This is a genomic window from Baekduia sp., from assembly GCF_035685985.1.
Taxonomy (GTDB): domain Bacteria; phylum Actinomycetota; class Thermoleophilia; order Solirubrobacterales; family Solirubrobacteraceae; genus Baekduia.
Genome location: NZ_DASRZV010000038.1, coordinates 85,181 through 104,386, shown reverse-complemented (window position 1 = coordinate 104,386; position 19,206 = coordinate 85,181). Strand labels below are relative to the sequence as shown.

Annotated in this window: 21 protein-coding genes; 8 read left to right on the top strand and 13 right to left on the bottom strand. The window is 71.8% G+C overall.

Annotation, left to right across the window (positions count from 1 at the left end; genetic code table 11):
* Positions 1 to 2 precede the first annotated feature (2 nt).
* Genes VFG42_RS26655 through VFG42_RS26645 form a run of 3 tightly spaced genes read left to right on the top strand, consistent with a single transcriptional unit; the run spans position 3 to position 1,640 of the window.
* Complete coding sequence (locus VFG42_RS26655; RefSeq protein WP_324911896.1) at positions 3 to 515, top strand: cupin domain-containing protein; 513 nt, start codon at positions 3 to 5, stop codon at positions 513 to 515.
* A complete protein-coding gene (locus tag VFG42_RS26650) occupies positions 499 to 921 on the top strand; it encodes a secondary thiamine-phosphate synthase enzyme YjbQ (protein ID WP_324911895.1) in 423 nt (140 codons plus the stop codon). Before VFG42_RS26655 ends, VFG42_RS26650 begins: the two co-directional genes overlap by 17 nt.
* Positions 918 to 1,640: a class I SAM-dependent methyltransferase gene (locus tag VFG42_RS26645; protein WP_324911894.1), complete on the top strand. Its 723-nt coding sequence runs from the start codon at positions 918 to 920 to the stop codon at positions 1,638 to 1,640. The genes VFG42_RS26650 and VFG42_RS26645 overlap by 4 nt, the downstream gene beginning before the upstream one ends.
* On the opposite strand, the gene VFG42_RS26640 is transcribed toward VFG42_RS26645, so the two are convergent.
* The 7 genes from VFG42_RS26640 to VFG42_RS26610 all read right to left on the bottom strand — a co-directional run bounded on the left by VFG42_RS26640 (position 1,625) and on the right by VFG42_RS26610 (position 9,922).
* Positions 1,625 to 2,410, bottom strand: a complete 786-nt coding sequence (locus tag VFG42_RS26640; protein WP_324911893.1) for a peptidase E — start codon at positions 2,408 to 2,410, stop codon at positions 1,625 to 1,627. The two genes, VFG42_RS26645 and VFG42_RS26640, sit on opposite strands and share 16 nt — an antisense overlap.
* Positions 2,407 to 3,147 carry a peptidase E gene (locus VFG42_RS26635; protein ID WP_324911892.1) on the bottom strand — a complete coding sequence of 247 codons (741 nt, stop codon included), beginning with the start codon at positions 3,145 to 3,147 and terminating at the stop codon, positions 2,407 to 2,409. Before VFG42_RS26635 ends, VFG42_RS26640 begins: the two co-directional genes overlap by 4 nt.
* Positions 3,148 to 3,246: 99 nt before the next feature.
* On the bottom strand, positions 3,247 to 4,026 hold the full coding sequence (locus VFG42_RS26630) for a crotonase/enoyl-CoA hydratase family protein (protein WP_324911891.1): 780 nt from the start codon (positions 4,024 to 4,026) through the stop codon (positions 3,247 to 3,249).
* Between the two features lie 30 nt (positions 4,027 to 4,056).
* Complete coding sequence (locus VFG42_RS26625) at positions 4,057 to 6,159, bottom strand: CocE/NonD family hydrolase (protein WP_324911890.1); 2,103 nt, start codon at positions 6,157 to 6,159, stop codon at positions 4,057 to 4,059.
* A gap of 27 nt (positions 6,160 to 6,186) precedes the next feature.
* Complete coding sequence (locus tag VFG42_RS26620; protein ID WP_324911889.1) at positions 6,187 to 7,719, bottom strand: NAD(P)/FAD-dependent oxidoreductase; 1,533 nt, start codon at positions 7,717 to 7,719, stop codon at positions 6,187 to 6,189.
* A 27-nt stretch (positions 7,720 to 7,746) separates the two neighbouring features.
* Positions 7,747 to 8,448, bottom strand: a complete 702-nt coding sequence (gene nucS, locus VFG42_RS26615) for an endonuclease NucS (RefSeq protein WP_324911888.1) — start codon at positions 8,446 to 8,448, stop codon at positions 7,747 to 7,749.
* Between the two features lie 412 nt (positions 8,449 to 8,860).
* Positions 8,861 to 9,922 carry a hypothetical protein gene (locus VFG42_RS26610; protein ID WP_324911887.1) on the bottom strand — a complete coding sequence of 354 codons (1,062 nt, stop codon included), beginning with the start codon at positions 9,920 to 9,922 and terminating at the stop codon, positions 8,861 to 8,863.
* Between the two features lie 243 nt (positions 9,923 to 10,165).
* Here VFG42_RS26610 and VFG42_RS26605 point away from each other — a divergent pair, with 243 nt between their 5' ends.
* Positions 10,166 to 11,590, top strand: coding sequence for a hypothetical protein (locus tag VFG42_RS26605; RefSeq protein WP_324911886.1), 1,425 nt, complete (start codon positions 10,166 to 10,168; stop codon positions 11,588 to 11,590).
* Here the strand turns inward: VFG42_RS26605 and VFG42_RS26600 are convergent, their stop codons facing one another.
* Positions 11,591 to 11,815, bottom strand: a complete 225-nt coding sequence (locus VFG42_RS26600) for a hypothetical protein (protein WP_324911885.1) — start codon at positions 11,813 to 11,815, stop codon at positions 11,591 to 11,593. It lies immediately after the preceding gene.
* Between the two features lie 204 nt (positions 11,816 to 12,019).
* On the opposite strand from VFG42_RS26600, the gene VFG42_RS26595 reads away from it, so the two are divergent.
* Positions 12,020 to 12,940 carry a putative RNA methyltransferase gene (locus VFG42_RS26595; RefSeq protein WP_324911884.1) on the top strand — a complete coding sequence of 307 codons (921 nt, stop codon included), beginning with the start codon at positions 12,020 to 12,022 and terminating at the stop codon, positions 12,938 to 12,940.
* An 18-nt stretch (positions 12,941 to 12,958) separates the two neighbouring features.
* On the opposite strand, the gene VFG42_RS26590 is transcribed toward VFG42_RS26595, so the two are convergent.
* Positions 12,959 to 14,125 carry a hypothetical protein gene (locus VFG42_RS26590; RefSeq protein WP_324911883.1) on the bottom strand — a complete coding sequence of 389 codons (1,167 nt, stop codon included), beginning with the start codon at positions 14,123 to 14,125 and terminating at the stop codon, positions 12,959 to 12,961.
* Positions 14,126 to 14,262: 137 nt separating this feature from the next.
* On the opposite strand from VFG42_RS26590, the gene VFG42_RS26585 reads away from it, so the two are divergent.
* Together VFG42_RS26585 and VFG42_RS26580 are read left to right on the top strand one after the other, a co-directional pair.
* Positions 14,263 to 14,484, top strand: a complete 222-nt coding sequence (locus VFG42_RS26585; RefSeq protein ID WP_324911882.1) for a ribbon-helix-helix domain-containing protein — start codon at positions 14,263 to 14,265, stop codon at positions 14,482 to 14,484.
* Positions 14,481 to 14,828 (top strand): type II toxin-antitoxin system PemK/MazF family toxin, encoded by a 348-nt coding sequence (locus VFG42_RS26580; protein WP_324911881.1) that lies wholly within the window; start codon positions 14,481 to 14,483, stop codon positions 14,826 to 14,828. Before VFG42_RS26585 ends, VFG42_RS26580 begins: the two co-directional genes overlap by 4 nt.
* Here the strand turns inward: VFG42_RS26580 and VFG42_RS26575 are convergent.
* Together VFG42_RS26575 and VFG42_RS26570 are read right to left on the bottom strand one after the other, a co-directional pair.
* A complete protein-coding gene (locus VFG42_RS26575; RefSeq protein WP_324911880.1) occupies positions 14,825 to 15,376 on the bottom strand; it encodes a YceI family protein in 552 nt (183 codons plus the stop codon). The two genes, VFG42_RS26580 and VFG42_RS26575, sit on opposite strands and share 4 nt — an antisense overlap.
* An 89-nt stretch (positions 15,377 to 15,465) precedes the next feature.
* Positions 15,466 to 15,840, bottom strand: coding sequence for a DUF1801 domain-containing protein (locus VFG42_RS26570; protein WP_324911879.1), 375 nt, complete (start codon positions 15,838 to 15,840; stop codon positions 15,466 to 15,468).
* On the opposite strand from VFG42_RS26570, the gene VFG42_RS26565 reads away from it, so the two are divergent.
* Entirely contained in the window at positions 15,839 to 15,967 is a 129-nt protein-coding gene (locus VFG42_RS26565) for a hypothetical protein (protein WP_324911878.1), read from the top strand. The genes VFG42_RS26570 and VFG42_RS26565 overlap by 2 nt on opposite strands.
* A 190-nt stretch (positions 15,968 to 16,157) precedes the next feature.
* Here the strand turns inward: VFG42_RS26565 and VFG42_RS26560 are convergent, their stop codons facing one another.
* The gene (locus VFG42_RS26560; RefSeq protein ID WP_324911877.1) at positions 16,158 to 17,294 is read right to left on the bottom strand and encodes an FAD-dependent oxidoreductase; all 1,137 of its coding nucleotides are present in this window, start codon (positions 17,292 to 17,294) and stop codon (positions 16,158 to 16,160) included.
* A 27-nt stretch (positions 17,295 to 17,321) separates the two neighbouring features.
* Positions 17,322 to 19,079 (bottom strand): hypothetical protein, encoded by a 1,758-nt coding sequence (locus VFG42_RS26555; protein ID WP_324911876.1) that lies wholly within the window; start codon positions 19,077 to 19,079, stop codon positions 17,322 to 17,324.
* Positions 19,080 to 19,206: the final 127 nt, after the last annotated feature.

Here is a 19,206-nt window from a genome sequence, read left to right as displayed (position 1 = left end):
ACATGTCGTCCATCGTGCCCAACCTCAACGACCCCAACTACGACGAGCCGCGCGAGGCCGTCGACGGCTTCGTCGCCTACCGCGCCCGGATCGGCCGCCAGCTCGGGACCGAGCGCATCGGCGTGAGCCAGTGGCTGCTGCCGGCGGGCCAGGTCGCCTACCCCTATCACTTCCACCTCGCCGAGGAGGAGGTGCTGGTGCTGCTGGAGGGCTCGCCGGTCCTGCGCACGCCCGAGGGCTGGCGGCGGCTGCGCGACGGCGACGTCGTCCGCTTTCCGCCCGGCGCGCAGGGCGCCCACCAGCTCGTCAACGACACCGACGGCGACGTCAAGTTCCTGGCCATCTCCACGCACGGCACGCCGGACGTCGTGATCTACCCCGACGAGGACAAGGTCAGCCCGGCCCAGCGCCTGACCGAGAGCGACGGGATCAAGATGTACTTCAAGATCGGCGACCAGGTGGACTACTGGGAGGGCATCGAGCGTCCGGAGGTGCCCGATGTGGGCGCAGCGTGAGCTGACGTTGGACCCCAAGCCGCGCGGCTTCCACCTCGTCACGCGCGAGGTCGTGCAGCGGCTGCCCGAGCTGAAGGACTTCCAGGTCGGCCTGCTGCACCTGCACATCCTGCACACGTCGGCGTCGCTGACGCTCAACGAGAACGCCTCGCCCGACGTGCGGCGCGACTTCGAGACGTGGGCCAACGCCTACGTGCCCGAGGACTTCCCCTGGACGCACACCGACGAGGGCGCCGACGACATGCCCGCCCACGTCAAGGCCGCGCTGATGGGGCCGTCGCTGACGCTGCCGGTCGCACGCGGGCGGCTGGCGCTCGGCACGTGGCAGGGCATCTACCTGTGCGAGCACCGCGACCGCGGCGGCGCGCGCTCGCTGATCGCGACGCTCAACGGCGACGGCGCTTGAGCGGCGACGCGCACGGTCCCTACGCCGCGCTCGTCGCGGAGCACGGCCTGAGCGAGTCCCATCGGTTGGTCCTCGCCGAGGTGCCCGCCGGCGCGCGCGTGCTCGACGTCGGCTGCGCGACCGGCTACCTGGCCGCCGAGCTGACGCGACGCGGCTGCGTCGTGGACGGCGTCGAGTTCGACCCGGTCGCCGCCGAGCAGGCGCGGCAGCCCGGGCGCTGCCGCGAGGTCGTCGTCGGCGACCTCGAGTCGCCGCTGACGCGCGAGGCGGTGGAGGCGATGGCCGGAAGCGGCGCGAGCGGCCCGGACGTCGTCGTCTGCGCCGACGTCCTGGAACATCTCCGCGACCCGTGGTCGGTCCTGGCCTGGCTGCGCACGCTGCTGGGGGCAGGCGGGCAGGGTCGCGCGGTGATCTCGGTCCCGAACGTCGCGCACTGGACCGCCCGCCGGGCGCTGCTGCGCGGGCGCTTCGACTACGCGGACTTCGGCCTCTTCGACCGCACGCACCTGCGCTTCTTCACGCGCGCGAGCGCGACGGAGCTGGCGCGCCGTGCGGGGTTCGCCGTCCTGGCGGAACGTCCGGTGCCCGCCCCGCTGCCGCTGGAGTCACGGGTCCCAGCGCTGGGCGCGGTGCGCGACCGGTGCGTACGCCGGTGTCCCGAAGCGTTCGCGTTGCAGTTCGTGTTGGCGCTGACGCCGGCGGATCAGCCCGGGCCATAGCGGGTCCTGCGCCACTCCTTGACGTCGTCGGGCAGCGGGCGCGTGCCCAGTGGGCCGGCGCCCAGCAGCTCCGGCGTCAGGCGCTCGCGCACCAGCTCGCCGCCGACGGCGTCCACCCGCAGCGCGGTCGTCCCGGGCCGCGCGGTGACCACGCGGCTCAGTGCCGTGCCCTCGAAGACCAGCCCGACGCCGTCGTCGGCCGCCCACCCGCCGGGCAGCGCGCCGCCGCGCACGGCGTCGAGGTAGACCGGCAGGCGCTCGGGCTCGCCGTCGGCGTGCACGCTCAGCGAGCCGGGCAGGAAGCCGAGCCCGCGGTGGACGTCCGGCGGGCCGAACGACTTCGTCACGCCGCCCTCGAACCAGCACATCGCGCCCGCGCTCAGGCCGGCCAGCACGATCCCGCGCCGCCACGCGTCGCGCAGCACGACGTCGAGCCCGTGCGCGGCCCAGATGGCCAGCAGGTTGCGCATCGAGCCGCCGCCGACGTAGACGACGTCGTGGGCGAGGACGATCTCGCGCAGCGACCGCTCGTCGCCGTGGCGGCGGAAGAGCGACAGGACGGTCGCCAGCGCGGCGCGGCGACCGTAGGTCATGTGGAACGCGGCGATCTGCTCGTTGGGGTCGCCGGAGGCCGTCGGCAGGAACAGGACGCGCGGCTCGCGGCGGCCGCACAGCTCCAGGACCAGCTCGTCCAGCGCGGGATCGCCGGACGGCGACGTGAAGCCGCCGCCGCCCATGGCGAGGATCGTGGGCGTCTTGGTGGTGCTCATGCCGCCGCCGCGGCCGCGGCGAGCTTCGGCGCGCCGAGGTACTCCACCGCCAGCGCGTGCTCGCCGTCGGCCGAGACCCGGAACGCGCGCGCCTGGGGCCGCGAGGAGACCGCGCGCAGCAGCTCGCGCCCCTCGAAGTGCAGCGCGGCGCCGTCCTGCGCCGCGTAGCCCGCGCGCATCCGCCCGGTGGCGATGAGGTCGCGGAAGACCTCGCCGCGCGCGGCCTCGCCGTCGTAGTGCACGCAGTTGGAGTGCGGCAGCAGGCCGAGCCCGCGCACCGGCTCGGGCGGGCCGTGGAACGCGGTGACCGCCTCGCTGAACCAGCACAGCGAGCCGGCGGAGAGCCCGCACAGCAGCACGCCGCGGCGCCACGCGCGCTTGAGCGTCTGGTCCAGCCCGTGCGCGCGCCACGCGCCGAGCAGGCTCAGCACCGAGCCGCCGCCGACGTAGATCAGGTCCTGGTCGAGCAGGTGCCGCTCGAGGTCGCCCTCGACCGCGCCCGCGCCCTTGTCGCGGCGGAACAGCGACACGTGGCTGCACTCGGCGACGGCCGCGAACGCGCGGTAGAAGCGCACGACGTAGTGGTCGGCGTCGCCCGAGGCGGTCGGGACGAAGCAGACCTTCGGACGGTCGGCGCCGGTCGCGGCGAGCACGTAGTCGTCGAGGAGCGGGTTGCCCGCCTCCATCGAGAACCCTCCGCCGCCGAACGCGACGATCTGCGGTGGCCGGATCGACATGGCGCCAGGATGCCCGCGCGGCGGCGGGCATCGCTCCTACGGACGGTCGGAAGCGCGCTCGACCGGCGGTCCTGCCGAGCGCGCGGGATCGCGGCGGCGTCAGCGCCCGCGCCACACCGGGTCGCGCTTCTCCTTGAACGCCGACGCGCCCTCCTTGGCGTCCTCGGAGCCGAACACCGGACCGCTGATCTCGCCCTGCTTGGCCCACTGCTCGTCGGCGGTCCAGTCGAACTGCCGCTGCACGATCTCCTTGGACGCGGCGAGCGCGAGCGGGCCGTTCTCGGCGATCGCGGCGGCGAGGTCCAGCGCGGCGTCCAGCGCGCCGCCGGCCGGCGCGAGGCGGTTGACGACGCCGTAGGCGTGGAAGCGCTCGGCGGGCATCGGGTCGCCGGTCAGCGCCAGCTCCATGACCACGTGGTAGGGCATGCGCTTGGGCAGGTGCAGCAGCGCGCCGCCCGCGGCGACCAGCGAGCGCTTGGCCTCCGGGATGCCGAGCTTGGCACCCTCGGCGGCGACGATCAGGTCGCAGGCGATCGCGATCTCGAAGCCGCCGGCGACCGCGAAGCCCTCGATCGCGGCGATCAGCGGCTTGCGCGCGCCGCGCTGGGCGATGCCCGCGAAGCCGCGGTCGCCGTACCACGGCGACTCGCCCTTGACGAACGCGCCGAGGTCCATGCCCGCGCAGAAGAAGCCGCCCGCGCCGGTGAGGATCCCGGCGCGCAGCTCGTCGTCGGCGTCGAGCGTGTCCAGCGCCTCGGCGATCCCCTGCGCGACCGCGCCGTTGACCGCGTTGCGGACCTCGGGACGGTTGATGGTGATGACCAGGACGCCGTCGCGACGCTCGGTCAGGACGGCGGGCTGCTGCGGATCCTCGGACATGGCGCGGAGCCTATTCGCATCGACCTTCGGTCAGCGGCAGGGCTCCCCGCGCAGCGCGGCGCACGCGGCGGGCAGCGGCGTCGGGACCGAGACGCCGTCGACCACCGGGAGCGTGAGGCGCGCGCCGGTGACGGCGATCGTCGGCGTGCCGGCGCGCGGGACCGTGTCGCCGAAGGCCCAGACCGGCTGGTCGCCGCGCGGCGGGCCGAGCGTGACGCGGATCCGCGAGCCCGCGCGGTAGGCGTGGCCCTCGTAGTAGAGCGGGATCGTGATCGGCGTCGCGGCGTTGGGCTTCAGCGGCGCGCGGTCGCGGGCGCGCAGGCTCAGCACCGGGGCCAAGGCGGTGGACTTGCTCGCGTCGAGCTTGCGCATGGACGCGCGCAGCCAGCCGGACTGGACGAAGACCTCGCCGCCGTCGGGCCGGATCTCGCTGACGGTGACCTGGAGGTCGGCGTCGGGGACGGTCGTCGCGATCGAGGCCTCCAACTTGCCCGCGCCGATCACCGTCGTGGTCTGCGCCAGCGGATCGGTCGTCCAGGAGGCGACGGCGCCGGCGGCCGGCTGGGTCCAGCGGTAGGACGGCGTCGCGGTCCACAGGCCGTTCGGGCCGCCGCCGGTGTCGCCCGAGAAGTCGGTGGCCGGGCGCGAGGTGCGCGACCAGGTGAACGAGCCGCCGCCGAGATCCCACGTCTGCCCGCGCGTGCCGGGGACCGGCCACGACGCGAAGTCCTGCTCGAAGCCCGGGCCGGGCGCGTAGGGCGCGGGGCCGCCCGCGCCGTTGTCGAACAACACCTTCACCATCGGTTGCGCGCGCCAGGCGTCCAGCGCCGCGGCGTAGCTCGGCGCCTGCTGGACCGGGTCGGCGGGCAGCGTCAGCCCGCCGACGCCCATCGCGGTCGCGAAGACCGTGGGCGCCAGGCCCTTCAGCGCGTCGCTGAGGTGCGGCGCGCGCCGGGCCACGTACAGCTCCAGGAAGTCGAACCAGCGGGTGAACGTCGCCGGGTCCAGCGCGTCGATGTGCGTGCCGTTGGTGAACGTGAACCACCTGTCGGAGGTGCCGGTGAAGCGGTCGGCGAGCGCCGGGCAGTGGCCGCCGGTCTGCTCGTCGGTGAACTGGCAGGCCAGGAACGTCGGGGCCTTGATCTTGCGCACGAACGTGATCGGCGCCAGCGGGTCGGCGACCTTGGGCACGTAGACGTCGTTGGCCTTGATCTTCTCGAGCAGGTTGACGGCCTCGGGGTGCAGCGCCTGGTTGGCCTTGCACGTCCGGTCCCCGCCCGCGATCCGCTTGCGCGCCCACGCCTGGCCGCCGGCGGTCGCCGTGGCGGCGCGCGCGTCGTGGACGCGGTCCTTGGCCCAGGTCAGCGCGAAGCCCGTGTTGAGGATGCCGCCGGGGTAGAGCGTCGTCTGGGTGTTGTCGATCACGCTCAGCGGCGTGATCGCCGCCAGGCTCGGCGGCCGCGTCGCGGCGACGAAGAGCTGGCTGATGCCGCCGTAGGAGATGCCCATCATCCCGACCTTGTGGTGCAGGACCCAGGGCTGGCGCGCGACGGTCTCGATCGCGTCGTAGCCGTCGAGGCCCTGCAGCGGCTCGAAGTAGTCGAACGCGCCACCGGAGCAGCCGGTGCCGCGCATGTTGACGTCGACGACGGCGTAGCCGAGCAACTGCGCGATCGGGGCGATCGACGACTGGCCGCCGGCCGGGTCCGCGTAGCCGTAGCCGGAGTACTCGATCAGCGTCGGGTAGGGCGGCTTGACGCCGGCGGGCAGCCGGACCGCGATGGCCAGCTCGGTGCCGTCGCGCGTGGTCAGGTAGCCGTAGCCCGAGGACGGGATCTTCTGGTGGTAGGTCTTGGTCGACGGCGGCGCGCCGCGGTCGGAGAAGACCTTGATCTTGGTGGAGCCGACGCGGTAGGTGCCGGGCGTGACGTCGCGGAAGACGATGCCGCCCAGCGACCCCGCCCGCTGGTGCTGGACGGCGCGCCCGCGCGCCGTGCGCAGCGTCACCTGGGCGTGCGGCCGCGCGCCCGTGATCTGCACCTGCTCGGCGCTGCCGCGCACCGTCAGCTTCGCCTGCGCGCCGCTCGCCATCACCGCGAGCAGCAGCGCTGCCACCACCAGAGACCGACCCATGGCGGGCCAGCCTCTCACACCCGGGGGCTACGCCGCGACGGGTTCGGCGGCCGCGGACGAGCCCGGCGCCGAGGCGTCGCGCGAGAACTCGATGCCCTCGTCCTCCAGCGGCCCGCGGCGCAACATCATGATGTCGCGCGCGTAGTTCTGGTACAAGCGCCAGGGTGCCCGGTTGCCCTGCTTGGGGAACGAGGCGACCGCGCGCGTGACGTAGCCGGACTGGAGGTCGATGAGCGGCCGCGTGCCCTCGCCGGGCGGCAGCTCGCGCGGCAGGACGCGGCGGTAGCCGTGGAAGTCCATGTGGTTGAGCAGGCGGCAGACGTACTCGCAGGTCAGGTCGCACTTCAGCGTCCACGAGGCGTTGGTGTAGCCGAGCGCGATCGCGAGGTTCGGGATCCCGCTGAACATCATGCCCTTGTAGCCGACCGTGCTCGCCAGGTCGATCGCGCGGCCGTCGACCGAGAAGCCGATGCCGCCGAGGGCCTGCAGGCGCAGGCCGGTCGCCGAGATGACGATGTCGGCCTGAAGCTCGTGCCCGGACTCCAGGCGCAGGCCGTCGCGCGTGAACGTGGCGATGCGGTCGGTGACGATCGAGGCCTTGCGCTCGCGCAGCGCGGTGAAGAGGTCGCCGTCGGGGACGAGGCAGACGCGCTGGTCCCACGGGTCGTAGGTCGGCGTGAAGTGCGGGTCCAACGGGACGTCGTCGGGGAGCTGGCGCTTGACGGTCGCGGCGACCACGCGCCGGATCAGGCGCGGCGCGCGGCGGCTGAGCTGGAAGAAGACGCCCTGCATCGCGACGTTCTTCCAGCGCACGACCGCGTAGGCGGCCTTCTCGGGCAGCGCGCGGCGGATCACCTTGGCGATCGGGTCCTCGCCGGGCAAGGTCATGATGTAGGTCGGCGAGCGCTGGAGCATCGTGACGTGGGCGGCGCCGTCCTGGGCGAGGGCCGGCACGAGCGTGACCGCCGTCGCGCCGCTGCCGATGACCACGATCTTCTTGTTGGTGTGGTCGAGGTCGTCCGGCCAGTGCTGCGGGTGGACGAGCGTGCCCGCGTAGTCGTCGACGTTGGGGAAGTCCGGCATGTAGCCGGCGTCGTAGCGGTAGTAGCCGGTGCAGCCGAAGAGGAAGTTGGCGGTCAGCGTGACGGTCTCGCCGGTGCCCGAGTCGTCGGTGTCGGCGCCGGTGTCGGTGCGTTCCGCGGTCACCGTCCAGCGCGCGTCGGCGCTGGACCAGGAGGCTTCGATGACCCGGTGGTGGAAGCGGATGTGGCGCTCGATGTCGCCGTCGCGCGCGGCGTCGCGGACGTACTCGAGGATCGACGGGCCGTCGGCGATCGACTTCGCGGCCGTCCACGGCCGGAACGAGTAGCCGAGCGTGAACATGTCCGAGTCGCTGCGGATGCCCGGATAGCGGAACAGGTCCCACGTGCCGCCGATCGCGTCCCGCGCCTCCAAGATGGCATAGGACTTGCCCGGGCAGCGGTGCTGCAGGTGGTGGGCGGCGCCGATGCCCGAGAGCCCGGCGCCGACGATGAGGACGTCGACGTGGTCGCTGCTCATCGGCCCATCATGACCGAACGAGCGCGTTTAAACCATGAACAGCGTGAGGTCGGGCTCGCGCTCGCCGCGCAGGACGGCGAGGTCGACCTCGACGCAGCGCATGCCCCGCGACTCCGCGAGCACCCGCGCCTGCGGCTTGATCTGCTGGGCGGCCAGGACGCCCTTGACCTCCGCCATCGCGGGATCCTCGGCCCGCAGCCGCTCCAGGTAGCGCGTGAGCTGCTCGACGGCCTCGATCGTCGCGACACGCTTGATCTCCACCGCGACCCAGCCGTCCTCGGCATCCCGGCACATCAGGTCGACCGGCCCGATGTCGGTCGCCCACTCGCGCCTGACCAGCCGGAACCCCTCGCCGCACCAGTGCGGCTGCTCGGCCAGCAGCTCCTGCAGATGCGCCTCGACGCCGTCCTTCTCCAACGCCGCCGCCTCGCCCATGTCGTGCGTGACGTCCGAGACGACCTCGGCGATCGCGATGTCCAGCCGATCCTCCGTCGCCCCCGCCCGCTTGCGGACGACCATGTGCTTCAGCGCGCCGGTCGCCTCGTCCTCCTGGAGCTCGACGACCGTCGGCGGCGTCATCCAGTTCTGCGGCTTTACAGCAGACCCCCCGTCGTGCCAGATGGACACGCCGCCGTCGTTCTTGATCATGAGGAGGCGGACGGCCATGGGCAGGTGGGTCGTCAGACGGCCGGTGTAGTCGACGGCGCAGCGAGCAACAATGAGACGCATCCCTAAGAACGGTACGCGCCCAGGCGGGCGGAAGGACACGCCAACTTTCGCACCTAGCGGCATTCCGCACCCGCCTATGTCAATCAGCGCTCTGCGGCTAGCAGGTGCCCCCGGCTGTGCCAGTTCGCGACGCCACCGCGCGTCGGTCTTGAACATGATGAGGCGGACGGCTCCGGCGCCTGCTGCGCTCCGCGCTCGCGCAGCGTGTCTACCACTCTTCGGCGCCTGGGACTCGAAGAGCGTCTGGCTCGATCAGCGAGCGAGGCACGCAGAAGCGCTGCGTCCCTGGTTGCTGACTATGACGCGACCCAACTCAGTCGCCGCTCGCTGCTGGAACATCACCCGGCCTCCGCGCGCAGGTCCGTAGGTTGTTGTAGTGCTCGCTGCGGTGGCGCGGGGCGTCCGAGTCTCCTCAGTCCTCGTCGTTCGACTCGTCTGGCTCTGGCTCGAACTGCCCCACCCCGAGGTGATGCAGCATGCGCGGCAGTTCGTGCACCAGCAGTCTGAGTTCTTTGCGTGAGCCCATCAGCTCGTGCAGGAACGGCCCGCGTTCGAGCGATTCGACCGTTCGAACAAACGAGCGGTAGGCCTGTCGCGTCGCCGCGCGGTCATCGCCGAGCGATGCGCGGTACAGCTCGACCGCCATCGTGTACAGCCACGGAAGCTCGTCCTTGACCATCGAGGTCATTACGAGCGCGGCCACCCCGACATCTGGTTCGCCTCTCGTCGAAAACATGACGAACTCTTCGATCATGCCGGGATGAAGTCGCCGCCGACCGCGGAACCGGCGATGCTCGGCGTCGGAGTCGATCCGCGACGGGAGATCCTGGAACATCACCTTGATCTCCTCGAACAGCTTGGCGCTGGCGGCGTCTCCCGGCGGCTCCTCGTTAGGCATGTCCTCGCCGTCACGCGCAAGGATTTCGTCGACCTTCGCCTTGAACGCCTTTACCTGACCCAACACCATGTCGTGGTCCGGATCGGCGTTCGGCAGCCGCTGCACGAGTTGCTCGACCAGCTTGGCCAGGGCGTCGATGCTGTCGTCGCAGTTCTGGAACTGCGCGAACGGCCCGCCGCTGGCGCTGCCGAGCGGCACGCCGAGCGCCAGCCCGTGAACCGGGATGTCGAGCTTCCCTTTGGCCACGCCAGCCTCAAAGAGGATCCACGGCCGATCGAGACTGCGCGCGGTCAGCAAGCACACGACGTCGCAGGCGCTGTCGAGCTTGGTCATGAGCTCTGGGTACCAGTCAACGCCGAAGGCGATTCCTTCGACACCCTTTCGGTCCGAAGACCGGAAGCTCTTGAGCATTCCGGTGCTGACGCTCGACAGCAGTTTGCTGAACGCCTCGGCAAGTTCCGCGTCGCGGGTGTCATGGCTGATGAACACCAACGGTCCCCGTATCGACGCAGACGCGCGCGGTTCTCGTCCGGCCGGGCTGGCGCTCTCCGTTCCCTTCGCGTCCTCGTCAGGCACGCGCGCCATCGTATCCGGCGCTTACGTCGGTGTACTCAACGATGCACCCAAATGCGCGCGTCCGATCCCGCCGCGCCGAGCGACGTCATGGCTTCGCCAGACATCCACGTGGTGCGAAGCACCATGGTCGTAGCGCCACTAGTCGAGCAGCACCTCGGTCACGTACGGGCTCGATCGGTCGCCATTCGCCGCCGTCGTTCGATGCGTGTGCGTCGCGTCTGGACGCAACGGCAGACTCCATGGATGGCCCCGAAGATTCTCACGCTCGACAGGTATCTAGAAGACACACGGGTTGAGAACCTCACCTACTCCGACGACCGCACGATCCTCCAGCACGACATAGTGATCTGGGATCCAGAAGAGATCCTTGATAACTACAGTCAAAGTTCCCGGTATCGAAACGCGCCCTGCCTAACAGACAACGCGTCCGTCGCCTACCTTGCGGATCGAAGGCGCCGCTCTCAAGAGTTCCGAGATTTTCTCGCCCTAAGCAAGTTGCTGGTCATCTTCACGCCTCAGTCGTTCGGCTGGTATTACGCCACGGGCGAGACACGGAATGAGGGCACGCCGGCCAAACCACGACTGAAACGAATTGTCGCGGAGTCGCGAAGCGACGGGGTGCTCCCAGTCGATTTGGAGCTTGTTCCCGGCTCAGGCGACGAATTCAGACTCGTCGCGGGACCACCGTTCTCATCCTTCTGGCGAGCTGTCGGCGACCAGTTCTATTTCAACTCCTACTTCAAGCAAGCCACGGGCGAGACGTTGTTGTCCATGGCTGGCACCGATCGACCGGTCGGAGCCAAGGTGGAGATGTCCGGCGGCACAGTCCTTCTACTACCACAACTCGGGAGCGCTCAGCCCAACGCGAACGAGTTCGACCGGAATGCCCCAGATTTCTCAGAGCGCTGGGCCGCAAAGCAAGCCGAACTAGATGCCTTGCATCACGGCAAGTTCATCGACGCTCTCGTTGAATTACACAAGGCACTTGGTGCGAGTGACGGAAACGCCCTTCCGAACTGGGCCGCAGACTATGTCCTCCCGGGCGAGCCCGAGGCCGTCGCCCTGACGATCGAGGCGCAAGAGAAGGTCGCTGAAGCCCAACAAGAACTCGAAGAGTCTCATGCGTCACTAGCCCGACTCCAGCAACAAAAGATCCTCATCGCAGGCACGGGCAAAGACCTAGAGCGAGCCGTTCATGAAGCACTGGTCGAACTGGGTTGCCAAGTCGAAGAAGGCGAACCTGGACGCACAGATCGTGTGCTCAAGTGGCGCGACAGGATCGCGGTCATTGAAGTCAAGGGACTCACCAAGAGCGCCAAGGAAGCTGATGCTGCACAGCTCGAAAAGTGGGTCAGCTCATATATCGAAAGTCACGATGAGCGCCCTAAGGGCATCCTGGTCACGAACGGTTGGCGCGAAACCCCATTGGCTAAGCGCACCCAACCCACGTTTCCCAACCAAATGCTCAAGTACGCGACAGCACGAGAGCACTGCTTAGTCGAGGCTTCACAGCTCCTTGTTGCCGCGCTCACCTGTACGACGTCAAGGGCAAAGAATGCGTTTGTTCGATCACTCTTCGACACCAACGGAGTGCTGCCGGGCTACGGCTGGGAAACAGCGCTCACACGGCTACAACCCCAGGAAACAGAGGCGGGTCCTACGGTGTAGCTATCGCGCGCTCTGTGCGGTGACGAGATCTTCGATTGCGCGTCCAGCGCTTACGGCCCTTATGGCGGTCGTAAAGCTCCAGTTCTGGGGCTTGTACCCACCCGTGTCGGCGTGGACCATCACGCTGCCGTCGGACTTGATCATCACCAACCGCAGCGCCTCGGGCAGCAGGGCGTCGAGGCGGCCGGAGTAGCGGACTTCGCAGCGGGCGACGATCAGGCGCATCGGAGGGATCGTACGGGGCCGAGCGGATGCCTCCGGCGCCGCCGGCGGCCGCGTGCCCGCGTATCCTCCGCGCCGATGCACGCGTCCGCGCACGCCTACCTCTAGTCGCTCGTCCACGACCCCGCAGTGCTCCGACGGCCGCCGGCCGCCGGCTTCGTCGTGGATCGCCGCCGTCGGGCGGCCGGCCTTCAGAGGAGCGGTTCCGTGTCATCCCCCAGCAGACCGGGCGCGCGTCGGCGCGCGCGGTCGCCCATCCCCGCCACCGGTCCGACGGCGCTCGCCGTCCTGGCCGCGCGCCTCCGCTGCCCCAACTGCGCGGGGTCGCTCGTCCCCGCCGATCGCGCGCTGGCGTGCGCGCGCGGCCACCGCTTCGACCTCGCCCGCCAGGGCCACGTCGCGCTGCTCGCGCCGCGCCGCAAGCGCGCGGCCGGGGATGCGGCCGACATGGTCGTCTCGCGCGAGACGTTCCTGCGCGCGGGCCACTACGCCCCGATCGCCGCGGCGGTCCAGGCCGCCGCGCGTCCGATCGCGGCCCGGACCGCCGACGCGGCGCCGTCGGTCGTCGACCTCGGCGCCAGCACCGGCTACTACCTGGCCGCCCTGCTGCGGGAGCTGAGGGCGTGGTGGGGCGTCGCGCTCGACGCCTCCGCGCCCGCGCTCCGGCGCGCGGTCCGCGCGCACCCGCGGATCGCCGCGATCGCCTGCGACGTCTGGCAGCCGTTGCCGATCCAGGACGCCGCCGCCCGACTGGTCGTCAACGTGTTCGCGCCGCGCAACGGGCCGGAGATCGCGCGCGTGCTGTCGCCGGACGGCGCGCTCATCGTGGTGACGCCCACCCCGCGGCACCTCCACCAGCTGGTGCCGGTCCTCGGGATGCTCGGCGTCGCGCCCGACAAGCGGGCTCGCGTGCACGCCACGCTCTCCGCGCGCTTCGAGGCGGTCGACCACCGGGCCGTCGCCTTCGACATGACGCTCACCCACCAGGACGTCCTCGCCCTGGTCGCGATGGGCCCGAGCGCCCATCACGTCGAGACCGCCGCGGTTCGACGACATCTCGCTCGCCTCCCCGCCGCGATCCGCGTGACCGCGTCGGTCGACGTCGAGACGTTCCGGCGACGCGCCTGACGGCGCGGGCGCCGGCCCCTACCAGTCCGACGAGCTCTCCCCCGCCGCGGCGGCGGCGCGGTAGGGCGCCTGCTCGCGGCGGATGAGGTCGGGGTTGGTGCCGCGGGCGTGGGCGAGTTGGAGCGTGAGGGTCTGGAGGGCGCCGGCGCCGGCGAGGAGGGTCGCGAGGCCGCGGTCGAGGTCGGTCGGGTCGGGCAGGTCGACGACCAGGCGGCCGGCGGGGGTCAGCTCGGAGGGCAGCGCGGCGTCGTGCTCGGAGGACAGCAGCGCGGCGACGGGCAGGCCGATGGCGGCGGCCGCCCGGGCGACGTGGGCGGCGCGACGGGCGAGGCGGTCGCGGTCCGCGCGGTCGTCGACGGCCACGAGGATCAGGCCGTCGGCGGCCTCGTGGCCGGCGAGTTGGCCGTGCAGGACGGTCTCCAGCTCCAGCGCGATCGTGGGCTGACGCGCGCCCTCGGCGATCTTCAGCGCCAGCTCGCGCGCGGTGACGTGGTCGAGGCCCGCGCCGGCGCAGAGGACGACGCGGCGGTCGGCGAGGCGCTCGGCGATCGGCGCGGCGTCGGCCTCGACGGCGGTGGCCGCGCGCAGCAGGTCGTGCGCCGCGGCCGGCCGGGCGACGATGGAGCCGCCGAGCAGCGCGGCGATCGCGGCGCCCGCCAGCAGGGCCGAGGTGTAGGCGACGGTGTGGCACCACGACTCGTCGTGGTTGGGGGTGACGAGCACCAGCTCGGCCGCCGTCGCGACGCTCCCGGCCGGGTCGTGCGTGATCGCCGCGGTGCGCGCGCCGGCGTCGCGGGCGGCGGCGACGGCCAGCTCGGTCGCGCGCGTCCCGCCGTCGTGCGAGACGGCCAGGCAGAAGCCCGGGGCCGGATCGAGCGCCGCGGTGAACGCGGGTCGGGCGCGGACGAGCGCCCGGTGCTTGAGGGCGACCGCGGCGGCGATCAGCGCGGCGACGCCGTGCGCGCCGTGCTCCGAGGTCCCGCAGCCGACGACCGTCACCGGCCGTCCGGCGTCCAGCGCGCTCGCGATGTCCTCGGCGATCGCGGCGACCGTGGGCGAGCCGTCGGCCAGGATCGGCGCGGCCAGCTCCGGCTGCGCGGCGATCATCTCCTGCATCACCCACGGCGGCGCCGACCGCAGCTCGGGGAACTCGTTGGTGTGCCAGCTCGCGACAGCGTCAGCCATGGGCAGAGCGTTCCACGCGACGCAGGCGGCAGTTCGGCCAACGCGCGGCCGGCAGGTGGGACAACTCGTCGGCCGCGGCGTTCCGACCTTCGCACCACAGACCATCACGGGGTACTACCGGTGGTAGCATCTGGGGTATGAAGCTGAGCGTCAGCGTCCCCTCGGAGGATGTCGCCTTCCTGGACGCCTACGCGGCCGAGCACGCGCTGGGATCCCGGTCGGCGGCGCTGCACCACGCCGTCCGCGCCCTGCGCGTGAGCGCGCTGCCGGGCAGCTACGCCGAGGCCTGGTCCGACTGGGACGCCGACGGCGGCGACGCCGAGGCCTGGGAGGCGACGACCGGCGACGGCCTCGCGTGAGGCGCGGCGAGATCTGGCAGGTCGACCTCGACCCCGTCCGCGAGTCGGAGGCCGACAAGCACCGTCCCGCGATCGTCGTCAGCAACGACGCGGCCAACAGCACCGCGCAACACCTCGGGCGCGGCGTGGTCACGGTCGTGCCCGTGTCCTCGAACCTGCGCCGCGTCCACCCGTTCCAGATCCTCCTGCCCGCCGACGAGACCGGGCTGCGCGTCGACTCCAAGGCGCTGGCCGAGCAGGTCCGCTCGGTCGACGCGCGGCGGCTGGTCCAGCGCGTCGGCGCGGTTCCGCGCGATCTCATGACCGCGCTCGACGACGCGCTGCGCCTGCACCTCGCGCTCTAGTGCGCGCGGATCAGCAGCAGGTCCACGTCGATCCGGACCTCCCAGCCGACCGCGTCGCCGCCGTCGGGCATCGGCGCCTGCCAGTCGAGGCCGAAGTCGCGGCGGTCCAGGGTCGTGGTGAGGTGGAGGCCGGCGACCTCGCCGTAGTCGGCGGTGCGCGGCGGCGACCAGTCGCCGGTGGCGGTCACGGCGCGGGTGACGCCGCGCATGGTGAGCTCGCCGTCGAGATCGAGACCGCCGTCGTCGGCGAGGCGCAGCGCGGTGGAGCGGAACGTCAGCTCGGGATGGCGCTCGGCGTCGAAGAACGCCGCGCCGAGGACGCTGGCGCGCATCGCGTCGGGCTCGGTCACCGAGATCGAGCCGACGGCCGCGGAGCCCGCCAGCGACAGGGCGCCGTCGGCGTCGGCCGTCAGCGACGCGGTGACCTCGGTCAGCACGCCGCGAAACCAGAACACGCCGGAGTGGCGGACGGCGAACGCGAACGTCGAGACGGCGGGCTGGGCGTGGAAGATGCCCGAGAAGGGCCGGACGGCAGATGGGGAGGACAAGAGGGGTCTCCTGGTCGGGTGCGCTGCTCATTCCCCTGACAGCGCAGCCGACCGTCCTGTGACAGCCCGGGCCCCCGGACCCGCGCGGCTCAGCCCTTGGCGCCCGCCTCGTTGAGCGCGATCGCCGCGCGCAGCAGGTCCTTCAGCGCCGCCTCGTCGATCGCCTCGCCCTCGTGGAAGTCGATCGCGCGGCGCGTGTTGCCGTCGAGGCTGGAGTTGAAGAGCCCGGCCGGGTCGTCCAGCGCCGCGCCCTTGGCGAACGTCATCTTCACGACCTTCTTGTAGGTCTCGCCGGTGACGACCATGCCGTCGTGGTACCAGACCGGCACGCCGCGCCACTTCCACTCCTCGACGACGTCCGGGTCGACCTCCTTGATCAGGCCGCGCAGGCGCGCCAGCAGCTCGCCGCGCCAGTCGCCCAGCTCGGCGATGCGCCCGTCGATCAACTCCGAAGGTGAGCTCATGGAGCCATCGTACGATCCGCGGACGCGGCGGCCTCCGCCGCGTACCGCGCCGGCGGCGGTGCGCGACGCGCGGGCGTTCCCGGCGGCGGTCGCGCTGCTGGAGGCGCTCGAAGCGCCGGGGGCGTAGCGCGCGCGGCTCGCGGCCCCTGCTCCCGGGAGGGGAAGCAGAGGCCGTCAAGCGCACGGCGTTCTTGCCCAGAAGGCGGCGGCGTCCGTTCCGGGGCGTTCCGTGCCCTGCCTCTCCTTCTCCCATCGACCGCGAGCGCGCGGTCCTGAAGCGCTTGTCCGCACGATGACGTCCGGGTTCCGGAGCGTCGTCACCCCGAGGGCTCGCCCGACCCCGACAGCGGCGAGCCGCCGGTGCGCAGCTGCACGTCGTGGTGGCGCTCGGGGCCGAGGCCGAAGGCCGGCTCGGGCGCCTCGGAGGCCAGGATCCAGCGCTCCAGCCGCTCGGCCAGCGCCGGGCCGTGCTTGAACGCGTGGCCCGAGCCGCCGCCGACCAGCCAGACGCGACCGTCGGAGAACGCCGGGTGCGGCGCGACGACGAAGTGCTCGTCAGGCGTCATCTCGTACTGGCAGACGCGGGAGCCGACCAGCGGCGCGTCGGCGATCCCCGGGAAGCGGTGGCCGAGGTACGCGCGCGCGGTGCGCTCCAGCGTCGGGTCCGCGCGGCGCTCGGCGTCCAGCGAGCCGATCGCCGGGCCCTCCTGGTCGGGACCGACCTTCACGCCGCGCCCGTCGAGGTCGCCCATGCCGTAGACCGCGCCGTCGAAGTCGACCCACCCGGGCACGCCGGGCGCCGCCCACCGGCCGGGCACGCCGAAGTAGTAGACGTCCTGGTGGGTGATCCGCAGGTCCAGCACGTCGCCGAACAGCCGCGCCATCCACGCGCCGCAGGCCCAGATCACGTGGTCGGCCTCCAGCACTCGCCCGTCGTCGAGCACGACGCGCTCGCCGTCGGGCCGAGCGACGGCGACGATCCGCTCGGCGCCCGCCTGCACCGCGCGGTCGGCGAGCGCCCGCACGCCGTCGCGCGCCCGCAGCAGCCCGGCCTCGGGCTCCAGCAGCGTGAACGCGAGGTCGTCGGTGCGCACCGACGGGAACAGCTCGGTCGGGTCGACGCGCTCGTTCGGGATCCCGAGCGACGTCAGCACGCGCTCGGCGTCGGCCTCCCAGCCGTCGGGGCGGCGCGCGAACCACGCGACCCCGCTCGGGCAGACCAGGCGCGGGTCCAGCTCGCGCCACAGCTCCAGCGCGCGGCGCGACATCCGCGCGTGCATCGCGTCGGCGCCGTGGGCGGCACGGATCAGCCGCGACTCGTCCCCGGAGCCCGACCGCACGTGGCCGGGCGCGTACTGCTCGACGTGCTGGACGTCCCAGGAGGACCGGGCGAGACGGTCGGCGAGCGCGGAGCCGAGGACCCCGGCGCCCACCACCACGGCGGAGGGCGGCATGACGCCGCCCACCGTACTACCTCGCGGCTACTTGACCTTGAAGGTCAGGTACTTCGACGTCGTCCTCTTCCACGGCGCCTGGCCCTGGTAGACGACGCGCACGCGCCACGCGCCCTTGTTCTTGAGCTTGGCCTTGAAGGTGAAGGGCTTGTTGGCCGGCTTCAGGCCGCCGACGAGCTTGCGCCACTTGCCCTTCTTGTTGCGGAACTGCCACTCGACGGCGACCTTGCCGCCCAGCGACGGGACCGCCGCGCCCTTCAGCGCCTTGACGGCCGCGGCGCGCGAGATCGAGCCCGAGACCGCGCACTGACGCTTCTTGGTGCACTTGACCTTCTTGGTCTTCAACTTGATCGTCGGCTGCAGCGTCGACTTCAGCGACGAGGCCGAGACCTTGACCACCGGGATCTGGACCGTCGACGCGTTGCCGTTCTTGTCCAGCGCGGTGACGACGATCGTGTGCGGGCCGAGGCCGAGCTTGCCGGAGCCCTGCCACGGCGCCAGCCCGACCGGCACGTCGTTGGCCAGGCCGTCGGTGAAGTTGCGGACGTCGCCGTCGGCGTCGTAGGAGAACGTGATCCGGGCGAGGCCGACGCCGGTGTCGGTCGCCGCCGCGCTCAGGTCCAGCTTGTCCACGAACTGCTGGCCCGGCGTCGGCTTGACCACGCGGATCGACGGCGCGTCGAAGTCCCCGCAGGGCCCCGCGCTGCCGCCGCCTGCGGCGGCCACCGCCTTGAAGGCGCCCAGGGCCGGCTTGGCCGAGCCGTCGGTGCGCAGCAGGCCGTAGTGGTTGAGCTCGTCCACCGGGTGGTCGGTCGTGTCGCGCATCGTGAACCAGTCGGCCAGGCCCAGGTAGGGGTCGTTGGCCAGGCAGGCGTAGGCCTTGGTCAGGTACGCCGCCTGCGCCGCCTCGCTGACGCCCGACGGCTTCTGGCCGGCCCACTGGCCGCGCGTGCAGGAGTTGAGGCTTCCGCCGGTCGACGACCAGCCCAGCTCGGTCATCCAGATCGGCTTGTTGCCGTCGCCGTGGGCGACCATCGTGTCGTGCACGGTGCGGTAGCCGAGGAACGTGTAGCGCGCCAGCGCCCCGTTCTCGCGGTAGAACTCGTCCGGCCCGCGGTCCAGGCACGCCGTGTCGGTGTGGACGGCGACGACGTCGAAGTTGCCGGCCGCGCCCGCCGCGTAGAGGCTGTTGAGCCACTGGTAGTCGTTGCCGGTCATCGGGCCGGCGATCACCGTGGCCGACGGGTCGCCCTGCTTGATGCTCGCGTAGGCCGCCTGGAGCATCTGCGTGTACTTGATCGGGTCCGGCGCCGGGTGCCAGAACTCGTTCTCGTCGGGCTCGTTCCAGACCTCGTAGCCCGCGACCGCGCCGACGGCCTTGTTGTGGGCGGCGAAGCGCTTGAGGAAGTTGCCCAGGTCCCAGGGGTTGGCCGGCGGGACGGCCGGGTCGGTCGAGCCGTTGGCCCACGTCGGGGCCTCGGTGACGACGAAGAGCGGCTGCGCGCCGGCGGCGTTGATCTGCCGGATCGCGTCGTCGTAGGTCTTGGTGAGGTTGGCGAGGCTGAACTCGTTGGAGGGGTACTCGCCCGCCCGGTTGGGCTCGAAGTCCTTCCACACCGCGAAGATCCGGACGGTCTTGGCGCCGGTGGCCAGCGCCTCGCTGATGCGGTCGGGCGTCGGCGCGCCGGCGATGTTGACGCCCGGCTGGGCCGCGTCGGCAGCGGCGGGCAGGGCCAGCGCGAGCAGCGCGCCGACGAGCGGGAGGAAGATCTTGTGGAGTCTCATCTCGGGGGGGAGGAGCGGCCGGGCCTGGGCATGGCGAAGCATGCCGATCTCCCCTCTGGGATCGGTGCGCGACGGGCGTTCTTGAACCCCAGGCGTCTCACCTCGGACGCTTTTGGCCGCGCGGTCG

Coding starts and splice junctions, on each gene's coding strand:
- VFG42_RS26655 (WP_324911896.1), top strand. CDS start 3: ATGTCGTCCATCGTGCCCAACCTCAACGACCCCAACTACGACGAGCCG.
- VFG42_RS26650 (WP_324911895.1), top strand. CDS start 499: ATGTGGGCGCAGCGTGAGCTGACGTTGGACCCCAAGCCGCGCGGCTTC.
- VFG42_RS26640 (WP_324911893.1), bottom strand. CDS start 2,410: ATGAGCACCACCAAGACGCCCACGATCCTCGCCATGGGCGGCGGCGGC.
- VFG42_RS26635 (WP_324911892.1), bottom strand. CDS start 3,147: ATGTCGATCCGGCCACCGCAGATCGTCGCGTTCGGCGGCGGAGGGTTC.
- VFG42_RS26630 (WP_324911891.1), bottom strand. CDS start 4,026: ATGTCCGAGGATCCGCAGCAGCCCGCCGTCCTGACCGAGCGTCGCGAC.
- VFG42_RS26625 (WP_324911890.1), bottom strand. CDS start 6,159: ATGGGTCGGTCTCTGGTGGTGGCAGCGCTGCTGCTCGCGGTGATGGCG.
- VFG42_RS26620 (WP_324911889.1), bottom strand. CDS start 7,719: ATGAGCAGCGACCACGTCGACGTCCTCATCGTCGGCGCCGGGCTCTCG.
- nucS (WP_324911888.1), bottom strand. CDS start 8,448: ATGCGTCTCATTGTTGCTCGCTGCGCCGTCGACTACACCGGCCGTCTG.
- VFG42_RS26605 (WP_324911886.1), top strand. CDS start 10,166: ATGGCCCCGAAGATTCTCACGCTCGACAGGTATCTAGAAGACACACGG.
- VFG42_RS26600 (WP_324911885.1), bottom strand. CDS start 11,815: ATGCGCCTGATCGTCGCCCGCTGCGAAGTCCGCTACTCCGGCCGCCTC.
- VFG42_RS26590 (WP_324911883.1), bottom strand. CDS start 14,125: ATGGCTGACGCTGTCGCGAGCTGGCACACCAACGAGTTCCCCGAGCTG.
- VFG42_RS26585 (WP_324911882.1), top strand. CDS start 14,263: ATGAAGCTGAGCGTCAGCGTCCCCTCGGAGGATGTCGCCTTCCTGGAC.
- VFG42_RS26565 (WP_324911878.1), top strand. CDS start 15,839: ATGGAGCCATCGTACGATCCGCGGACGCGGCGGCCTCCGCCGCGTACC.
- VFG42_RS26570 (WP_324911879.1), bottom strand. CDS start 15,840: ATGAGCTCACCTTCGGAGTTGATCGACGGGCGCATCGCCGAGCTGGGC.
- VFG42_RS26560 (WP_324911877.1), bottom strand. CDS start 17,294: ATGCCGCCCTCCGCCGTGGTGGTGGGCGCCGGGGTCCTCGGCTCCGCG.
- VFG42_RS26555 (WP_324911876.1), bottom strand. CDS start 19,079: ATGAGACTCCACAAGATCTTCCTCCCGCTCGTCGGCGCGCTGCTCGCG.